The sequence below is a fragment of the Methylophilus aquaticus genome (assembly GCF_030769565.1).
Lineage (GTDB): Bacteria > Pseudomonadota > Gammaproteobacteria > Burkholderiales > Methylophilaceae > Methylophilus > Methylophilus aquaticus.
Window position 1 is genome coordinate 1 of the sequence record NZ_JAVCAP010000012.1, and the last position, 15,465, is coordinate 15,465.

Annotated in this window: 21 protein-coding genes and 1 pseudogene; 9 read left to right on the top strand and 13 right to left on the bottom strand. The window is 51.1% G+C overall.

From position 1 onward, the window contains the following. Both Q9291_RS05475 and Q9291_RS05480 read right to left on the bottom strand, forming a co-directional pair. Positions 1-330 (bottom strand): IS110 family transposase (locus Q9291_RS05475; protein WP_306389022.1); only part of this gene is annotated, 330 nt, incomplete at its 3' end. A 49-nt stretch (positions 331-379) separates the two neighbouring features. Next, positions 380-1,102, bottom strand: a complete 723-nt coding sequence (locus Q9291_RS05480) for an REP-associated tyrosine transposase (RefSeq protein ID WP_306389023.1) — start codon at positions 1,100-1,102, stop codon at positions 380-382. 189 nt (positions 1,103-1,291) lie between these two features. On the opposite strand from Q9291_RS05480, the gene Q9291_RS05485 reads away from it, so the two are divergent. Next, positions 1,292-1,726, top strand: a complete 435-nt coding sequence (locus tag Q9291_RS05485; protein WP_275356106.1) for a GlcG/HbpS family heme-binding protein — start codon at positions 1,292-1,294, stop codon at positions 1,724-1,726. Between the two features lie 383 nt (positions 1,727-2,109). Here Q9291_RS05485 and pqqA (Q9291_RS05490) read toward each other — a convergent pair whose 3' ends face one another. From pqqA (Q9291_RS05490) to Q9291_RS05505, 4 genes are all read right to left on the bottom strand, one after another. Continuing rightward, positions 2,110-2,181: a pyrroloquinoline quinone precursor peptide PqqA gene (gene pqqA / locus Q9291_RS05490; protein WP_081624291.1), complete on the bottom strand. Its 72-nt coding sequence runs from the start codon at positions 2,179-2,181 to the stop codon at positions 2,110-2,112. A 155-nt stretch (positions 2,182-2,336) separates the two neighbouring features. After that, positions 2,337-3,029 (bottom strand): EAL domain-containing protein, encoded by a 693-nt coding sequence (locus tag Q9291_RS05495; RefSeq protein ID WP_306389024.1) that lies wholly within the window; start codon positions 3,027-3,029, stop codon positions 2,337-2,339. 281 nt (positions 3,030-3,310) lie between these two features. Further along, positions 3,311-3,382, bottom strand: coding sequence for a pyrroloquinoline quinone precursor peptide PqqA (gene pqqA / locus Q9291_RS05500; RefSeq protein ID WP_081624291.1), 72 nt, complete (start codon positions 3,380-3,382; stop codon positions 3,311-3,313). A gap of 122 nt (positions 3,383-3,504) precedes the next feature. Then, positions 3,505-4,260: an alpha/beta fold hydrolase gene (locus tag Q9291_RS05505; protein ID WP_306389025.1), complete on the bottom strand. Its 756-nt coding sequence runs from the start codon at positions 4,258-4,260 to the stop codon at positions 3,505-3,507. A 195-nt stretch (positions 4,261-4,455) separates the two neighbouring features. Between Q9291_RS05505 and Q9291_RS05510 the strand changes: the two genes are divergently transcribed. Continuing rightward, positions 4,456-4,764, top strand: a complete 309-nt coding sequence (locus Q9291_RS05510; protein WP_306389026.1) for a BON domain-containing protein — start codon at positions 4,456-4,458, stop codon at positions 4,762-4,764. A 187-nt stretch (positions 4,765-4,951) separates the two neighbouring features. Here Q9291_RS05510 and Q9291_RS05515 read toward each other — a convergent pair whose 3' ends face one another. The 5 genes and pseudogenes from Q9291_RS05515 to Q9291_RS05535 form a co-directional block, all read right to left on the bottom strand. Then, positions 4,952-5,290 (bottom strand): four-helix bundle copper-binding protein, encoded by a 339-nt coding sequence (locus Q9291_RS05515; RefSeq protein WP_306389027.1) that lies wholly within the window; start codon positions 5,288-5,290, stop codon positions 4,952-4,954. Positions 5,291-5,430: 140 nt separating this feature from the next. After that, entirely contained in the window at positions 5,431-5,730 is a 300-nt protein-coding gene (locus Q9291_RS05520; protein WP_306389028.1) for a hypothetical protein, read from the bottom strand. A gap of 135 nt (positions 5,731-5,865) precedes the next feature. After that, positions 5,866-6,396, bottom strand: coding sequence for a c-type cytochrome (locus Q9291_RS05525; RefSeq protein WP_306389029.1), 531 nt, complete (start codon positions 6,394-6,396; stop codon positions 5,866-5,868). Between the two features lie 252 nt (positions 6,397-6,648). Continuing rightward, positions 6,649-7,508, bottom strand: a pseudogene (locus tag Q9291_RS05530) (SDR family oxidoreductase). 128 nt (positions 7,509-7,636) lie between these two features. Continuing rightward, complete coding sequence (locus tag Q9291_RS05535; protein WP_306389031.1) at positions 7,637-7,972, bottom strand: hypothetical protein; 336 nt, start codon at positions 7,970-7,972, stop codon at positions 7,637-7,639. A gap of 363 nt (positions 7,973-8,335) precedes the next feature. On the opposite strand from Q9291_RS05535, the gene Q9291_RS05540 reads away from it, so the two are divergent. Continuing rightward, a complete protein-coding gene (locus Q9291_RS05540; RefSeq protein WP_370530747.1) occupies positions 8,336-9,640 on the top strand; it encodes a PQQ-dependent sugar dehydrogenase in 1,305 nt (434 codons plus the stop codon). A gap of 259 nt (positions 9,641-9,899) precedes the next feature. After that, complete coding sequence (locus Q9291_RS05545; RefSeq protein WP_306389033.1) at positions 9,900-10,529, top strand: LuxR C-terminal-related transcriptional regulator; 630 nt, start codon at positions 9,900-9,902, stop codon at positions 10,527-10,529. A gap of 70 nt (positions 10,530-10,599) precedes the next feature. On the opposite strand, the gene Q9291_RS05550 is transcribed toward Q9291_RS05545, so the two are convergent. After that, positions 10,600-11,202 carry a hypothetical protein gene (locus Q9291_RS05550; protein WP_306389034.1) on the bottom strand — a complete coding sequence of 201 codons (603 nt, stop codon included), beginning with the start codon at positions 11,200-11,202 and terminating at the stop codon, positions 10,600-10,602. 614 nt (positions 11,203-11,816) lie between these two features. Here Q9291_RS05550 and Q9291_RS05555 point away from each other — a divergent pair. After that, the gene (locus Q9291_RS05555; protein WP_306389035.1) at positions 11,817-12,275 is read left to right on the top strand and encodes a PA2169 family four-helix-bundle protein; all 459 of its coding nucleotides are present in this window, start codon (positions 11,817-11,819) and stop codon (positions 12,273-12,275) included. A 48-nt stretch (positions 12,276-12,323) separates the two neighbouring features. Here Q9291_RS05555 and pqqA (Q9291_RS05560) read toward each other — a convergent pair whose 3' ends face one another. Beyond that, a complete protein-coding gene (gene pqqA, locus Q9291_RS05560; RefSeq protein ID WP_306389036.1) occupies positions 12,324-12,449 on the bottom strand; it encodes a pyrroloquinoline quinone precursor peptide PqqA in 126 nt (41 codons plus the stop codon). Positions 12,450-12,673: 224 nt separating this feature from the next. Here pqqA (Q9291_RS05560) and Q9291_RS05565 point away from each other — a divergent pair, with 224 nt between their 5' ends. The 4 genes from Q9291_RS05565 (at position 12,674) to hpxZ (ending at position 15,428) form a co-directional block, all read left to right on the top strand. Continuing rightward, positions 12,674-13,372 (top strand): GntR family transcriptional regulator, encoded by a 699-nt coding sequence (locus tag Q9291_RS05565; protein ID WP_306389037.1) that lies wholly within the window; start codon positions 12,674-12,676, stop codon positions 13,370-13,372. 102 nt (positions 13,373-13,474) lie between these two features. Beyond that, a complete protein-coding gene (locus Q9291_RS05570; protein WP_306389038.1) occupies positions 13,475-13,675 on the top strand; it encodes a DUF4089 domain-containing protein in 201 nt (66 codons plus the stop codon). A 17-nt stretch (positions 13,676-13,692) separates the two neighbouring features. Next, on the top strand, positions 13,693-15,036 hold the full coding sequence (locus Q9291_RS05575; protein ID WP_306389039.1) for an AtzE family amidohydrolase: 1,344 nt from the start codon (positions 13,693-13,695) through the stop codon (positions 15,034-15,036). Between the two features lie 23 nt (positions 15,037-15,059). Continuing rightward, positions 15,060-15,428, top strand: coding sequence for an oxalurate catabolism protein HpxZ (gene hpxZ / locus Q9291_RS05580; protein WP_306389040.1), 369 nt, complete (start codon positions 15,060-15,062; stop codon positions 15,426-15,428). Positions 15,429-15,465 lie beyond the last annotated feature (37 nt).

Genomic DNA, 15,465 nt, shown 5'->3' on the forward strand with positions numbered 1-15,465 from the left:
TTGTCGCCGCTCTACAAGGGCGCGTAACTGTCGATAGGCTGGGCTGGGTGTCACCCATAAGCTAGGCTGTAAGGCCATGCAGAATCTGGCCAGCAAGGCAGCATCGGATTTGTCTGTTTTATTTCTGGCAAGCTCACTTTGTGCAAAGCCTTTAATCCGTGCAGGGTTGACGACACTGACTTGCCAGCCAAGACTCACCAGCGCCAAAGCTACTTGTTCGCTGTATGGGCCGGTTGCTTCAAGACACAGGTGTGCTTGATTTGTACAGACTTCATACGCCAATAACCACTGATGCAATGCTTGAAATCCGTCTGCTTGATTGGCGAACACTTTGGATTTGAATTTACCGCGAATCAATGGGGTCAGACTCGATTGAAAGCTATGAATTATCCCTAGCCCTTGCTTTCATAAAGTCACCAGACTTCCTATTTCCACCCCTAGCAAGCTTATCGGCTCTACGGTTTAACTGCGCCTTTATTCTCTCTTTGAAATAATCATTGCCCAACACCCAAGCCCTGTTTGTCGCCTCTCGAAGCTGGGTTAAAGTGATTTCATCCAAGTGGCCTGAGAATAATCCTCGATAAGCCGCTTGTCGCTCTGCTTCCTCCAAACCCAATGCCCAATACATTGCATGTGGCGTTACACAATTATCTATTTGCCCCAAGGCGTTAGCCTGATAACTGCTCCATGGATACTCAGAAGGATGATTCACCATATTGGCACGTACCGGGTTCAACTCAATGTAGCGATAGCATATCAATGCGTATTGTTCACTATCTATCAGGCTGGCTTTATATCGGCTTTCCCACAATGTACCGGTACGTTGATAGGTATAATTGAAATACTGTACATAATATCTGCCCAGCATTTGCATCAGTTTGGATAGGCCATCTTCTTTGTGTGGGGTGATTAGCAAATGCACATGATTGGTCATTAATACATAGGCGTGTATGTCACACTGGTGCCTTTTGGCGCCATCTGACAGTTTCTCAAGAAAATAGCGATAATCTTCATCGGCAATAAATACAGGATCACGGTTATTGCCACGAATAATCACATGCTGCGGATGTCCAGGTAATACAAAGCGAGGAAGACGGGCCATCGATAAACAGTCAAGGGTAAAGCATAGAGAATAGCAAACGTAACTCTTAAAATCAATCGAGTCTGACCCCATCGATTTATGCGCTACGTCTGCAAAGAAGCTTATTTCCAGCGAATGCAAACTTTAAGTGAATTTAACCCTGGGACTGGAGTCACATTTATACCAATCAATTAAACTAAAAGGAATCACATGCACGTAAGCTTTGAAGTCGCACAAGAAATCATTGAAAAAGCCGTTGAGAAATCCAAACAAATCGGCGTCAAGATGTGTATCGCCGTACTGGACTCGGGTGGCAACCTGAAAAGCTTCACTCGAATGGATGATGCGTGGGTCGGCAGTATTGATATCGCCATCAAAAAAGCGAAAACCGCCTGTTACTTCGCCATGCCATCTGGCGAAATCGGCAAACTTTCAGTGCCTGGCTCGCCTTTATATGGCATAGAGCACTCGAATGATGGCTTGATCACGTTTCCCGGCGGGCTGCCAATTGTGGATGAAGAAGGAATGTTGATCGGTGCTATCGGCGTCAGTGGTGATACTGTTGAAAATGATCATTTGGTGGCACAAGCTGGCGTGAATGTCGCTGGTGTGTGTGATGTGCCTAAGCACCCTTGGCGGACTTAATTTCACATCATGTAGTAAATATTTTTAGCGCTATTAATCTTGGTATAGAGGGTCAAGTTCCTCATTCACCACCAAATATAAAAGCGGCCTCCAGTGATGGGAGCCGTTTTCATTTATACCTTTTAAACAGACCTAAATCTGCGCGTGTCCGCCATCAACATAAAACTGGACTAGCACGAAACCCTGCTCTGACTCCATTTATTTAATTAACGTCTTAGCAGGCTACATGTATTGGCCCAATGCTACAGGTTGGTGGGTGCTACTTTTCGTCACGATAGGCCCTAGGTGATTTTGTTTTTAACGTGATGCAGCAAGTGATCGTCTCGCCCAAATGCAAAACCCGACACTTGGTCGGGTTTTAGTCATTTCAGCCGAGGCTAAAATTATTTGTTCATCACGTACATCGTTACTTCAAAGCCAAAACGCATTTCTGTAGCAGCTGGTTTAGTCCACATAGTAGTTCTCCTGAGTTTGGGTGATTAATCTGTACAACGTGTACACAGTATGCGCTTCGATATCAGTTTTGGTCAGGGCTGTTTTACTTGAATCTGGCTCATGATTTTCACCAGCGGCAGGTAATGTTTTGGGCTGCTTAATTTCAACTCGCTATTTATAACACGTAAGTATGCGCGGGCACTTCTGGCAGGCCTTCAAACAGCGGTTTGGCGAAGTAGTAGCCTTGAAACAGGACAATACCAAAATCGACCAGAGGTGCTAATTCTTCTCTGGTTTCAACCCCTTCAGCAATCACCTGTATGCCCAGGCCATTGCATACATCAATAATGCTTTTGACGATGAGCTGCTTGGTTTTGTTTTCGTGAATGCCACGAATCAGATTCATGTCGAGTTTGATGATGTCGGGTTGCCACTCGGCAAGCAGATTGAGGCCAGAGTAGCCTGCACCAAAATCATCAATGGCGGTTAAAAACTGGTGTTTTTTATATTCAGTGAATATGCTTTTGAGGTGGGCGTGATCGGTGATTTTTTCTGCTTCGGTGACCTCAAACATGATTCTTTTTTTGTCAAAGCCCAGTTCATCACACACGGCAAGCGTGGAACGAATGCAGTTTTCCGGCTTGTACACGGCATTGGGTAAAAAGTTGATGGAGAGGATTTCATTGAAGTGCAGGCTGTTGGCCAAGCGGATGGACTTGGACCGGATGATCTGGTCGAAGCTGTGCACTTTGGTTTCATCAATCTGATTCAAAATATAGGCGGCAGGTTGGTTTTCTATTCCACGAACCAGACTTTCGTAACCCCACACGTGTTGCGCACCAAAATTGACAATAGGCTGAAATGCCATTGAAAACTCAATGCCAAGGCTTTGCGGGTTACATTTTTGACAACTCTTTGTGAGCTCCATGTCATTACACCTGATATCTTTTTCCAAATAAGATTGTAGGCCAATGATCATCGCTGGCATTTGCGGATTAACCCGCCATTTCTGATGTTGTTTTCACATTCAAGGATTTGCCTCACACCATTGCCGGCAACGGCTGACGTTGTCAGCACGTTTCGACTGCAATTGACCAAATAAAAACCCGACACTCGGTCGGGTTTTTGTCATCTTAGCCGGGGCTAAAATTATTTGTTCATCACGTACATGGTTACTTCAAAGCCAAAACGCATTTCTGTAGCAGCTGGTTTAGTCCACATGGTGTTTCTCCTCATTTGGGTGATTAATCTGTACAACGTGTGCACAGTATGCGCCGCAATATGCGTTCTGGTCAGGGCTGTTTTACTTGAATATGGCTCATGATTTTCATCAGCGTGAATGGCTACAGTGCTGTCAGAAAATCCTGCAAAGCCTGTGTAAACAGTTGTGGTTGCTCCGCATGGACCCAGTGGCCCGTCGGCAGAGTGACGAACTCGGCACGTGTAAAATGGTGTTGAATCTCGGCCATGTCCTTGGCGTGCACATACTCACTGTGCGCGCCGCGGATAAACAGGCTGGGGTTTTCAAAATGCGCAGCCAGTGCCGCCTGAAAATGAACGTAATTGGCTTTGAGGGCGGGCAGGTTTATCCGCCATTGCAACTGGTCTTCAACCTTGACCAGATTGGTGAGCAAAAACTGGCGCACCATCACATCGTCAATCGCGGCAGTTAACGCTTTATCGGCTTCGCTGCGAGTTGTCAGCTGGCTCACATCCAGTGCCAGCATGGCATCCAGCAGAGAGGTATGCGCGTCGGCATAGGCGCGCATGGCCATATCCACCACCATCAGCGAGTGCAGGCGCTCCGGGTACTGCGTGGCAAACTGCATGGCAACCTTGCCGCCGAGGGAGTGACCCAGCAAATGCATCTGCGTAATTCCCAGGCTATCGCAGACCGCCAGCACATCTGCTGCCATGTCAGCATAGGTTTGCGAAGCATGGTGCGGCGAGCGGCCATGGTTGCGTAAATCAACGCTGATGACCTGATAATGCTGTGCAAGCTGCCTGGCGATGCTACCCCAGTTATCGGCAGAACCAAACAGGCCATGCAGCAACATGAGGGGCTGACCCTGGCCGAGCGTTTGACTGTGTAATTGCATGGTGACGATCAATAGTGTGTGTGGCCGCTATGGTATAACAAAGCGGCGCATCGCGCTCGACCCCTGCAGAGGTGGGCAAGCCGATGGGTATACGGTAAGCACTTTCCTACACAAGGATCAGCGTTCAGTCTATTCCGCAGATACCGGCATTTTTTGATAATGATCATTCGATCATTTACTCAATGAGGAAATACCATGAAAAACACTATTAAATCCCTTTTGCTGGTAAGTGCGCTGACATTGCCAATGGCCGGTTTTGCTGCCGACGGTGACTCTTTTGGAACAAAAGTGGAAGACTCGGTGATCACCACCAAAGTCAAAGCGGCATTTGCCAAAGACAAGGTGGTGAGTGCGACTGACATCAAGGTTGAAACAGACAGTGATGGTCTGGTGCAGTTGTCCGGGACCGCAAAATCCAACAAAGAGGCTGAAAAAGCTGCCCTGTTAGCCAAGAATGTAAAAGGCGTGACTGCAGTGAAAAATGATATTGTGGTGGTTGAATAATCACTGTACTGACTATCAGGGAAATCATCAGGCGCCCGTCTCGACGGGCGTTTTTACGCTTGCAGCATGCGCACAAGAAACACAGGCACACGCCAGCCGACAAGGCAGGAGGAGAAGAACAGAAGAAAAATGCTGCATGCACCAACAAGCAAGCGCCAACAAAATGTTAGCGCTTACTATGGATGCTTTAAGCCATGGCATGTGCCCCCAGCTCCAGGCATGCTTGTGCACATTGGCGGCAGGCATGCGCACACGCCTGGCAATGGTCTGAAGGATGTTTGGCACATTCATCAGCACAGGCAGTACAGAGTTCTGCACAGTCTTCGCAGACCAATGCGACAAACCTACTGTCACGGGCAATAAATGATGCAGTCAGCCGACAAAAATCGGCGCAATCCATGTCCAGAGCGATGCAGTCTCCCATGGCGGGATTGGCTTCGCCCTCACAGGCAATTGCACAGGTTTCGCACGCATCTGCACACGCTTTGCATAATGCCATACACCGTTTTTTTTGTGGATCAGTCATGATTTCTCCTTCGTCTGAAGATGAAAGTCGTCAAGCAATAAACCGTCTGAACCAGACAGGCTCAATAAAAAGCCCCGTCTGCAAGGCCTGCATTTTCCAACTGCGCACCTACAGGTTATGACGGCTGGGGACGCCTTAAACTATTGATTATTGACGCCCGTGCCACCGTCCTGTGGCTTCTGCTGAAACCGTTTACTTTTTTCAATATTGCCAGGACTGGAGGTGGATTTACGCTGAGATCCCTGCTGTTGTTGCGTGGCATCGGCACCGCCGTTGTGATCCTGCTGCGGCTCCAGGTAATTGCCATTCTGAGGGGTATCGGGGATCTGATTTTTCTGCTGTTGCGCAGGAGGCCTGTCATCGGCAGCCATGGCAACGGTTGAAGGAATGGAGCATGCAAATGCGCCGGTTAACAACATCGCTAATAATTTTTTCATCATATGTTTCCTCGAAAAGTAACGGAACTGCCCGCCTGCTGTCAGGCGGGCATACATCCATGCTACTTAAGCGAGGCCGGGCAGTCTGTCGGCAGCCACACCCATTTGCTGTAGGAGTTCAATTAAGCCACTGCTGGCTTATTCGTTGCCAGTCAGGCTGCCATGGCTGCGAATCCAGGCAATCACTTTCAGCAGTTCATCCGGGGTGATGCCATTATTAGGATCTGATGGGTCCATCAAGCCCTTACCTTTTGCACCCATGCCACCATTGGTTCCATGCCACACGGTTTCGAACATGCCCTTGTTGGTTGCGTCCTTGGGATAGTTGTAATTGGGGCCAGTCAATGCCGGACCCACCTGCCCCCCGGCATCCGGGCCATGGCACTGGGTACAGGAATAAAGCTGAAATACCTTCTTGCCTGCAGCAATGGCCTCATCTTTGCCCACATACGGGTTTTTACCGGTGGCTAAAAACTCCTTGGCCGCCGGGGTATCAAATAATTCAGGGTTGATTTCCAGCGGTGAACCATCCTGGGTTTTTACAAACTGGATGGCCGCCCCATTATTGTCGGCAGAGGCTGCTGCATCTCCTGCTGCAGAGTCATTCTTATGGCAGGCGCTGAGCCCTGTCATTAATACCAACATGCCTAACCCGAGCTTACTGTTCATAACGATTCTCCTTGGTAATATATGTTCTCTTGATCACGCAACTGCTGGAATAATTATGAATAAAATGGCAAAACCCGCCCATGTCAGAATGGCGTAATCTATTGTAGGATTTAGCGGACACACGCCCCCCAAGCTTTTATGCAATGGCCACGCAGCCAGATCAAAAGGCCCGGATTTGCCCGGGCCTTTTGATCTGCGCCAACGCAGTCCTGCACTGGTTTATGCCGGCGGTGCGCGTGGCTTTACCATTGATTAACCATTGATAATTTCACCTCCATTCGGGTGAATGACTTGACCCGTCATGTATGACGACTCCTGTCCAGCCAGAAATACATAGGCAGGGGCAATTTCGCTCGGCTGCGCAGGCCGGTTGAGCGGGACCTGGTGCCCAAACTGACTGACTTTCTCCGCGTCAAAGCTGGCAGGGATCAGTGGCGTCCACACCGGCCCGGGAGCCACCGCATTCACGTAAACCCCCTGCGCGACCAGTTGTTTGGAGAGCGAGCGCGTAAACGAAACCACAGCCCCTTTGGTTGCCGAATAGTCCAGCAACTCGGGGCTGCCACGGTAGGCGGTGACCGAGGCCGTATTGATAATATGACTGTTGGCTTTCAAATGCGGCAGTGCCGCCTTGACTAAATAGAACATCGAAAAAATATTGGTTCTGAAGGTATGTTCCAGCTGTTGCTGGCTGATGTCCAGAATGCTGGAGCGGGGATATTGCTGGGCCGCATTATTGACCACAATATTGAGCTGGCCAAACGTCTGCACGGTATCTTGCACTGCCTTCTTGCAAAAGGCTTCGTCGGCAACATCACCGGGAATCAACAGGCAGCGACGCCCCCATGATTCGACCAGTTGCCGGGTTTTGAGTGCATCTTCATGCTCGTCAAGGTAGACAATGGCCACATCTGCTTCTTCGGCAGCAAAGTGTACAGCCACCGCCCGATGCCACTGTCACCGCCGGTAATAAGGGCTACTTTGGTTTTGAGTTTACCGCTGCCCAGGTAGTGGGGGTCCATATAACAGGGCGCTGGCACCATTTCCACTTCTGATCCCGGTTGCGTATCCTGATGCTGAGGCGGATTCATCGTTTCTTCTGCGACTTGCATGGCTTTGCTCCTGATTTATTTACATGACTATCATGAGATATTGAGTCATGACGCGCGATGATGACGGAGGGTGAAGACGCTGCATGGTGCTCCCGCCGCCTCACCATGATCACATTCAGTGATCACATTCAGTTCGTCATAGGCTTTTCCAGGTGAGGATCCGGGCGGATGGCATCCTCTTTACGAGTTGGCGCGCGATGATGCTCACGGTTTGGCAGGCCCTCTGCAGGCATCTCAGGCGGCACGACTACCCCCTTCTCGCGCACACGCTTCTGTTGAGGTGTTTCAGGCGGCACCTTGATGCTGTCAGAATCCGTATTGCACGGAGGTTTGCGGGTCACTGCAGAATGGTCACAGGGAGGCACGGCATTGTTGACTGGCGGCGTATCTGCCCAACTGAGATTGGCCATAAAAGCAGTGCTGGCAATAAAACTAACCAACAGAAGATGTAATAATTTTTGCATGCGTTTTACTCCTTGGCAAACATAGTAAGCTCGTAGAATTGCGTGCAAGTTTAGAACAGTGCAACACTGCCAGTTATCAGAAAACAGCTGATTTCACTGTAAGAATATGCGGCTGTACTGGCTCCGCAGCCACCCATGCAAAGCTTCAATCATGGTCTGCATTTTATATTCCGGCCATCAGGAGGGATGCGGTGTAAGACAATGCTGACAGCACAATCAGCGTTTAACCTATGGGTGGATAGCCGTGCCATTTCTACACTATTGAATGACGACCCTTTATCAGAAAGCATGTACATGAATATTAAGTTTTGGATGACACTGCCTGCTCTCTCTGCACGCGTCCCACCCAAGGTGCCGGTGCGGATGGTGGGCGCACTGCTGACCATCGGCCTGACCGGGTGTGCGCAACCGGCCAAACTGCCAGAGGCGGCCGGCTTTGGTCCTGACCCGGATTTGTCTTCATATCATCCAAGCTGGTTTCCAACCATTCAGGTCGCAAAAGCCGTTGGCTGGCCTGATGGTGAAAAGCCCCTGGCCGCACCAGGCACCCGTGTCAGCGCGTTTGCCAGTGGTCTGCAGCATCCGCGCTGGCTATACGAATTACCGAATGGTGATGTGTTGGTTGCAGAAACCAACCATACTGAGACGAGCGAAGAATTTAGTCTTAAAAGGTGGATTGCCAGCAAGTTTATGGCGGATGGTGGCGCCGCAGCCGAAAGTCCTGACCGCATCACCCTGTTACGGGATACCGATGGCGATGGCACTGCCGACGAACGGCATGCCTTTATCCAAAACCTGCACGCTCCCTTTGGCATGGCCCTGGTCGGCAATACTTTTTATGTCGGCAATGCAAATGCCCTGGTTAAATTTCCTTACGAAGAGGGGCAGACAGAAATTACCGCAGCGGCCACCAAAGTGACTGACTTGCCTGCCGGGCTTAACCATCACTGGACCAAAAACATTCTCGCCAGCCAGGATGGCAGCAAAATTTACGTCGCGGTGGGCTCGAACAGTAATGTTGGTGAAAACGGCATGGAAATAGAGAAAGAGCGTGCAGCCATTCTCGAAGTCGATCCCAATACCGGTGAGCGTGTACTGTTTGCCACTGGCTTGCGTAACCCCAATGGCATGGTATGGGAGCCGGATAGCGGCGCATTATGGGTGGTGGTCAATGAGCGCGATGAACTGGGCAGCGACCTGGTCCCGGACTATATGACTTCGGTCAAAAAGGACGGCTTTTATGGCTGGCCATATAGTTATTACGGCCAGCATGTGGATGACCGGATCCAGCCGGCGAAGCCTGAACTGGTGGCCAAAGCCATTCCCCCTGATTATGCACTGGGGGCACACACCGCCTCGCTGGGTCTGGCTGTTGCCAGAGGTAACACCCTGCCGGAAAAATTCCGGAACGGCATGTTCATCGGCCAGCATGGTTCATGGAATCGCATGCCTTATAGTGGTTATAAAGTGATTTTTGTGCCGTTCGAGGATGGCAAACCGGCAGGCGAGCCACTGGATGTGCTGAGCGATTTTCTCAATAAAGAGGGGGAAGCCAAGGGCCGTCCGGTCGGTGTACTGGTGGACAAGAAAGGGCACCTGCTGGTTGCCGATGATGTGGGCAATGTCATCTGGAATGTCCAGGCGGATCGACAGTATCCAGTTCGATAGGAGAACACCGCACCTGCGCAGGGGGGGGGCTTGGCAGCCTGATGCCGAGAGCGTGGCTGGCCTGGGGTGACTGGCTTGGGTGAGCACACCGTCGTGGGCACAACGCCTTTCAGCATTGTTTAACACAGGGCGCACGCGGGGGATGACAACTGACAAAGCAAGTAATCAAACCATGTCATTCAAAGGGTGCTGACGTCGCTCCTGTACCGGCATGGAGTTCCCTGCAACATCACTGGGCAATACCACTGGAGTGTTAAAAATGAAAGAGATCTTGTTGGTGTATGGTCATGCGCTGAGTCGCCACATGGTGAGTGATCTGATTCAGGCAGAGCGGGCCATGTGTTTGGCTGATGAAGCCGCCAGCGTGCATGAAGCGATTACGAAATCCCGGCAACGCAAGTTTGATATGGTGGTGCTGGACATCTCAGGACCAGAGAAAAACGGGTTGGAGATTTTTTGTGATTTTAAACAGGCCTCTCCCGGCATGCCCGTGCTGGTGATCAATGGTAGTGATCAAATAGCGCGTATTGTTCACTTTATCCGTTTAGGCTGCGATGGCTACCTGCCTTATACCGCCACCAGCAAACAAGTCATTCTGGCCATCAGGGCACTGGCCAGCGGTCAGCATTATGGCATGCTGAACATGGGTGACATCGCCGAAAAAAGCAGTCGCATGCCACATGAATGTCTGTCGATGCGAGAGCTGCAGATATTATTGAAGCTGATTAAAGGGCAACCCGTTAACGCGGTGGCCGAGGAACTCTCTATTGCCCCCAGTTCGGTCAGTGTATTCCGTTCAAAAATTCTTAAAAAAATGCGTGTTAGCAATAATGCAGCCCTGATTCATTACGCGCTGGATCACTATTTAACGCCTTATCGACAACATTAAGCCACAGTTGACTACGAGTTCTCTGGCGCTGCTGCCTGCAACTTAATACAGGCCAGCGCACTAAATAGACTTAGTCGGTCACGGCATACTGCAATTGTTCAATCCCATCCCATGAAATCAATGTACTGATCAGCACAATACCAAAGCCCAAACTTGCAGTTCCGGCGATGGCCATGCTCAGTATCGCTGCCGCGCCGCGCTCACGCAGGCCAAAGATAGCATAGACCCCGCGACAAATCAGCATCACCGCTCCCAAAACAGCAAAGACATGCACCACTACATTAAAATTAAAACTGGGGATCAGATAGATAAATGAGGCCAACCATAAGGGAAGGGTTGCAATGGTAATCACCAATAACGCGTCGCGGAAAGTGGTTTTTACATTGACCATTTCAACGAGGTTTTTGGTGATCCAGGCGACAGCCAGAACCGCAGTGACTTGTAGCAGCAAGACTTCGCCACCTATCATGAGTAAACGGTCGCCAGGCAGATTATCTATAAAGAGTTGGGAGTACTGGTGATAGAGGCGCAAATAAACCATCACACTCGAGATGAAGGACAAAGGCAAAACGTACCACAACAGTAACTGCGTCGTATTGGGCTTATCGACCGTGAACAATTTGGCATGGTTGCTCTCGGGCGTCAGAAAGTAGATCAATCGCATCAGATTCATGATGGCTCCTTGGTCAGTATCTCGGTTCAGTAGCTGTAGTTCAGGACCTCTGTTGAAGTAAAAAATGGTGAAGTAGCAAAAAAATAGCCCTCCGCAGATGTCCGGGCTGCGTTCGCTATCCGGCCAAAAGCATTGTATTGATTATGCGTAATCGCACCTTGAAAACTACCCGGCAATGTCCGATTCCTCTGTAGGAAAAACCGTATACTGCCTATGCGCTTTTTTACTGGAACCATCAGACTTGCCTGCAGAAATGCAGGTCTCGAAACATATCTACACAGGCGCGGGGGATGCTGACAGCACACTCGTGCAGACGATGAAAGCCTGCGACCACTGTTTCTCAATCCAGCGCCTTCACGGGTCTGGATTGAAAACGGACAGGAAAGGATGCACCCATGAATCATGGGCTGGCATTTAACGGAGGGCTGGGTTAACCCTGAACAAATGGCTGCAATGGCCGAGCGCAATGCAGCCCCTTGAATCAGGTTCGCTACCGCGTGTGCCCTGTTAAAGTATTTCTGACAAGCATTTACGTATTCATCTGATGTAACACCCTCTGTAGCGCGCGCATACTCAATTTTCCACCTCAAAACTTTTAATTCTGGAGAATGACGATGACCGATTTTGAAGACATTATTTCAACCCTCAACCATTTAATTGAAACATCCAGAGATGGTGAAGAAGGCTTTCGTTCTTCCGCTGAAAATGTGGATGATCCGCAGCTCAAAGCGTTTTTTATCCGCCGCTCGCAAGAGGTCGGCAATAGTGTGCGTGAACTACAGGATCTGGTGCGCTCCCTGGGTGGAGAGCCTGCCACCTCAAGCACGATTAGTGGTGCATTGCACAGACGCTGGATTGACTTGAAAACAGCCATTACCAGCAATGACATTGTGGCGGTACTGAACGAAACCGAGCGAGGAGAGGATGTCGCGTTAAAAGCTTATCGTGAAGCTGTTGAAATAGATTTGCCAGCCCAGGTAAGGCTTGTGGTGATACGCCAGCTTGAAGGTGCACAGCGGAATCATGATGAAGTAAAGCGTCTGCGCGATCTGGCACGGGCGACTGTTGAATAAGCGTGTATACGCTCACAACACAAACCCCGGCACAAGACCGGGGTTGATTTATTCACGCAGTGCGCATGACTTGTTCATCAGATACAGTGTGGCTTCCAAGCCAAAACGCATTTCTGTAGCCGCTGGTTTAGCCCACATCAGGCGCTCGTTGATGAATGATTGTCGTTTTTTCAAACGTCTTGCTATGTGTGCCCTGCCAGACGGGTGTGTTGAGGGCATGTTTACCCGAATAAGCCCCATGCTTCTCATCAGCCCATGCTGAAGAGCATGCTTTAAGCACTGCATCAAATATTTCTCCAGAATCATCGCTCCATTAATCACCGCGCATCAATGGCATTGGGTTGATGAAACGGCATTATCCAAGTATCTTAGTAAAATCTGATATCAATGTTCCCTTCATGACCACGCAACACATACCGGCCAAGCGCTCCAATGTCGATGATTTATATCAACGGCTCAAACAAAAAATCATTTCGTTTGAACTGTATCCCGGCACACGGATTACCGAGCAGGAACTGGCTGCAATGTTTGGGGTGAGCCGTACACCGATACGTCAGGCATTACAGCGACTGGAAATTGAGGGGTTTTTGAATATCCGGCCCAAACAGGGCTGTTTTATCCGTGCACTGGATGTCAACGAGCTGATGGAGTACTACGAAGCACGCATTGCACTTGAGCAATTGATCGTGGAGTGTGCGATCAACACCTTGAGCGACAAACAGATCGAACAGATGATGGCGCTGTGGCATGCCGATATGCATGACACCGAGTTGGCTGCGGGCATAGACTTGGGCGAGAAAGACGAGTCTTTTCATGTGGGTCTGGCTCTGGCCAGTGACAAGCCGGTACTGGCCTCGCTACTCAAAAATATTAACCATCGTATTCGCGTGATTCGTCGTTTGGACTTGAACTCTGACAATCGCAGCAAGCGCACCTATAAAGAGCATTACGAGATTTTGCAGCACATTAAAGAACGTGACACCAGCAAAGCCAAAAATGCCATCAAGCGGCATATTCAGCGCAGTCGGGAATTCGCCAAAACCCTGACGCTGACTGCGCTGGCACGCCAGAAGTTTTTATCCAACCCAAGCGCCTGAACTGCATCAAGCCACTCAAAAATTGTAGTTGGTATAACGATTGCTTGCTTTTGATGTATACAATATTGCATATTAAATAACGTATTCTCAAAGGAGCCAGTTTTGTCCCATTCCCCGCTGCCAGACGCCGAAATTACGCCTGCATTGGTCGCCCGCCTACTGCAACTGCAAGACATCACCCTCAATCAAGCCGACCTGCTGCACACGACAGAACATGTCCAGTTACTGCACAGCCATGCTGCGCGCGTGATGCGCTGGTCACTGGACGAGCACATCGAGCCTGCTCCTGAATTTCGCCCGTAAGCAGAAAGGCAGACACCATGGATGCAACTCATAGCGCCAGCGCGATTGCCAGCGCGGTGCGCCGCGGCGAAGTCAGTGCAGTGGAGGTGACCCGTGCCACCCTTGACCACATTGCGCAATACGACCCACGCTACAACAGTTTCACCACCGTCACCGCCGAACGCGCCTTGCAGGAGGCTGCCGCAGTCGATGCCGCGCGTGCACGTGGCGAGACCCTGCCACCACTGGCCGGGGTGCCTTATGCGGTAAAAAATCTGTTTGATATTGCCGGGCTCCCGACATTGGCCGGTTCCAAAATCAACCAGCAGCAGCCTCCCGCCAGTGCAGATGCGCATCTAGTGCGCGCCATGCATCAGGCAGGCGCGCTCCTGCTGGGTGCCCTCAATATGGATGAGTATGCCTACGGATTTACCACCGAAAATCACCACTATGGCCCCAGCCGCAACCCGCATGATCCAACGCGCAGTGCCGGAGGCTCTTCGGGCGGCTCCGCAGCGGCGGTAGCGGCGGGACTGGTCGCGCTGAGCCTGGGCTCCGACACCAATGGCTCGGTGCGCGTGCCCTCCTCCATGTGCGGGCTGTTCGGCCTCAAACCCACTTATGGTGCGCTCAGCCTGCAAGGCATGTTTCCGTTTGTACACAGCTTTGACCATGCCGGACTTTTTGCCCGTTCGGCTGAGGATCTGGCCACCTGCTTTGCTGTATTGCGCGGGGAAAAAGTGGCCGCACCCTATCAGGACATGCCGCACTATCGCATGGCCAGGCTGGGCGGCTACTTTGAGCAGGGCGATGCGCAGGCGCAAGCGGCCGTGGACGCTGTCTGCCAGGCCTTGCAGGTCACACAAGTAGTTGAACTGCCAGAAGTGGCACGCGCCCGCTCGGCAGCCTATCTGATCACGGCCAGCGAAGGCGGCAATCGTCATCTGGATCGCTTGCGCACGCAGGCCGCTGACTTTGACCCGCTGACCCGCCCCAGGCTGGCCGCAGGCACTACCCTGCCAGCAGCCTGGTATATCCAGGCGCAGCGACTGCGCACCTGGTTTTATGCACAGGCCATGCAACTGTTTGCGCACACCGATGTGTTGATCGCACCAGCCACGCCTTGCTGTGCGCAGCCGCTGGGGCAAACCGAACTGCGCATTCAGGGCAGCCGCCTGCCCTTGCGGCCCAATATGGGCATGTTTACGCAACCCATTTCATTTATTGGCCTGCCAGTAGTGGCGGTGCCGCTACACCTGCCCGGCCAGTTACCCATCGCCGTGCAGCTGATCGGCCCACCAGGTCAGGAAACGCGTTTATTGCAACTGGCCCATCACCTGCAAACGCTGTCCGTATGCAGCGCACCGGTGGCCAGAAATTAAGCGCATTATCGAGGACGCCGCCCATGCAAATCAACCATCCCCACACCCTGGCCGAAGTACAAGCGGTGTTTGCCGACTATGAGCGGGCACTGCTGGCAAATGATGTCGACGCGCTGATCGCGTTTTTCTGGCAAAGCCCGCATGCGGTGCGCTTTGGTGCCAACGAAAACCTCTACGGCTGGGAACAGATTGTAGCTTTCAGAAAACAGCGCACCCCGCCACCGCCGCGCACACTGTTTAACACCGTCATCACCACCTATGGCAACGACTACGCCAATGCCAGTACCGAGTTTCGACGTGCCGATGGTACAGGCCGCCAGAGCCAGAGCTGGATCCGCACCGCAGCCGGATGGAAAATTGCCGCTGCCCATGTCTCATTTTTTAAAGACTGATGCGCAGGGATGGTGCAAGCCGCACTGTTTTGGTTAA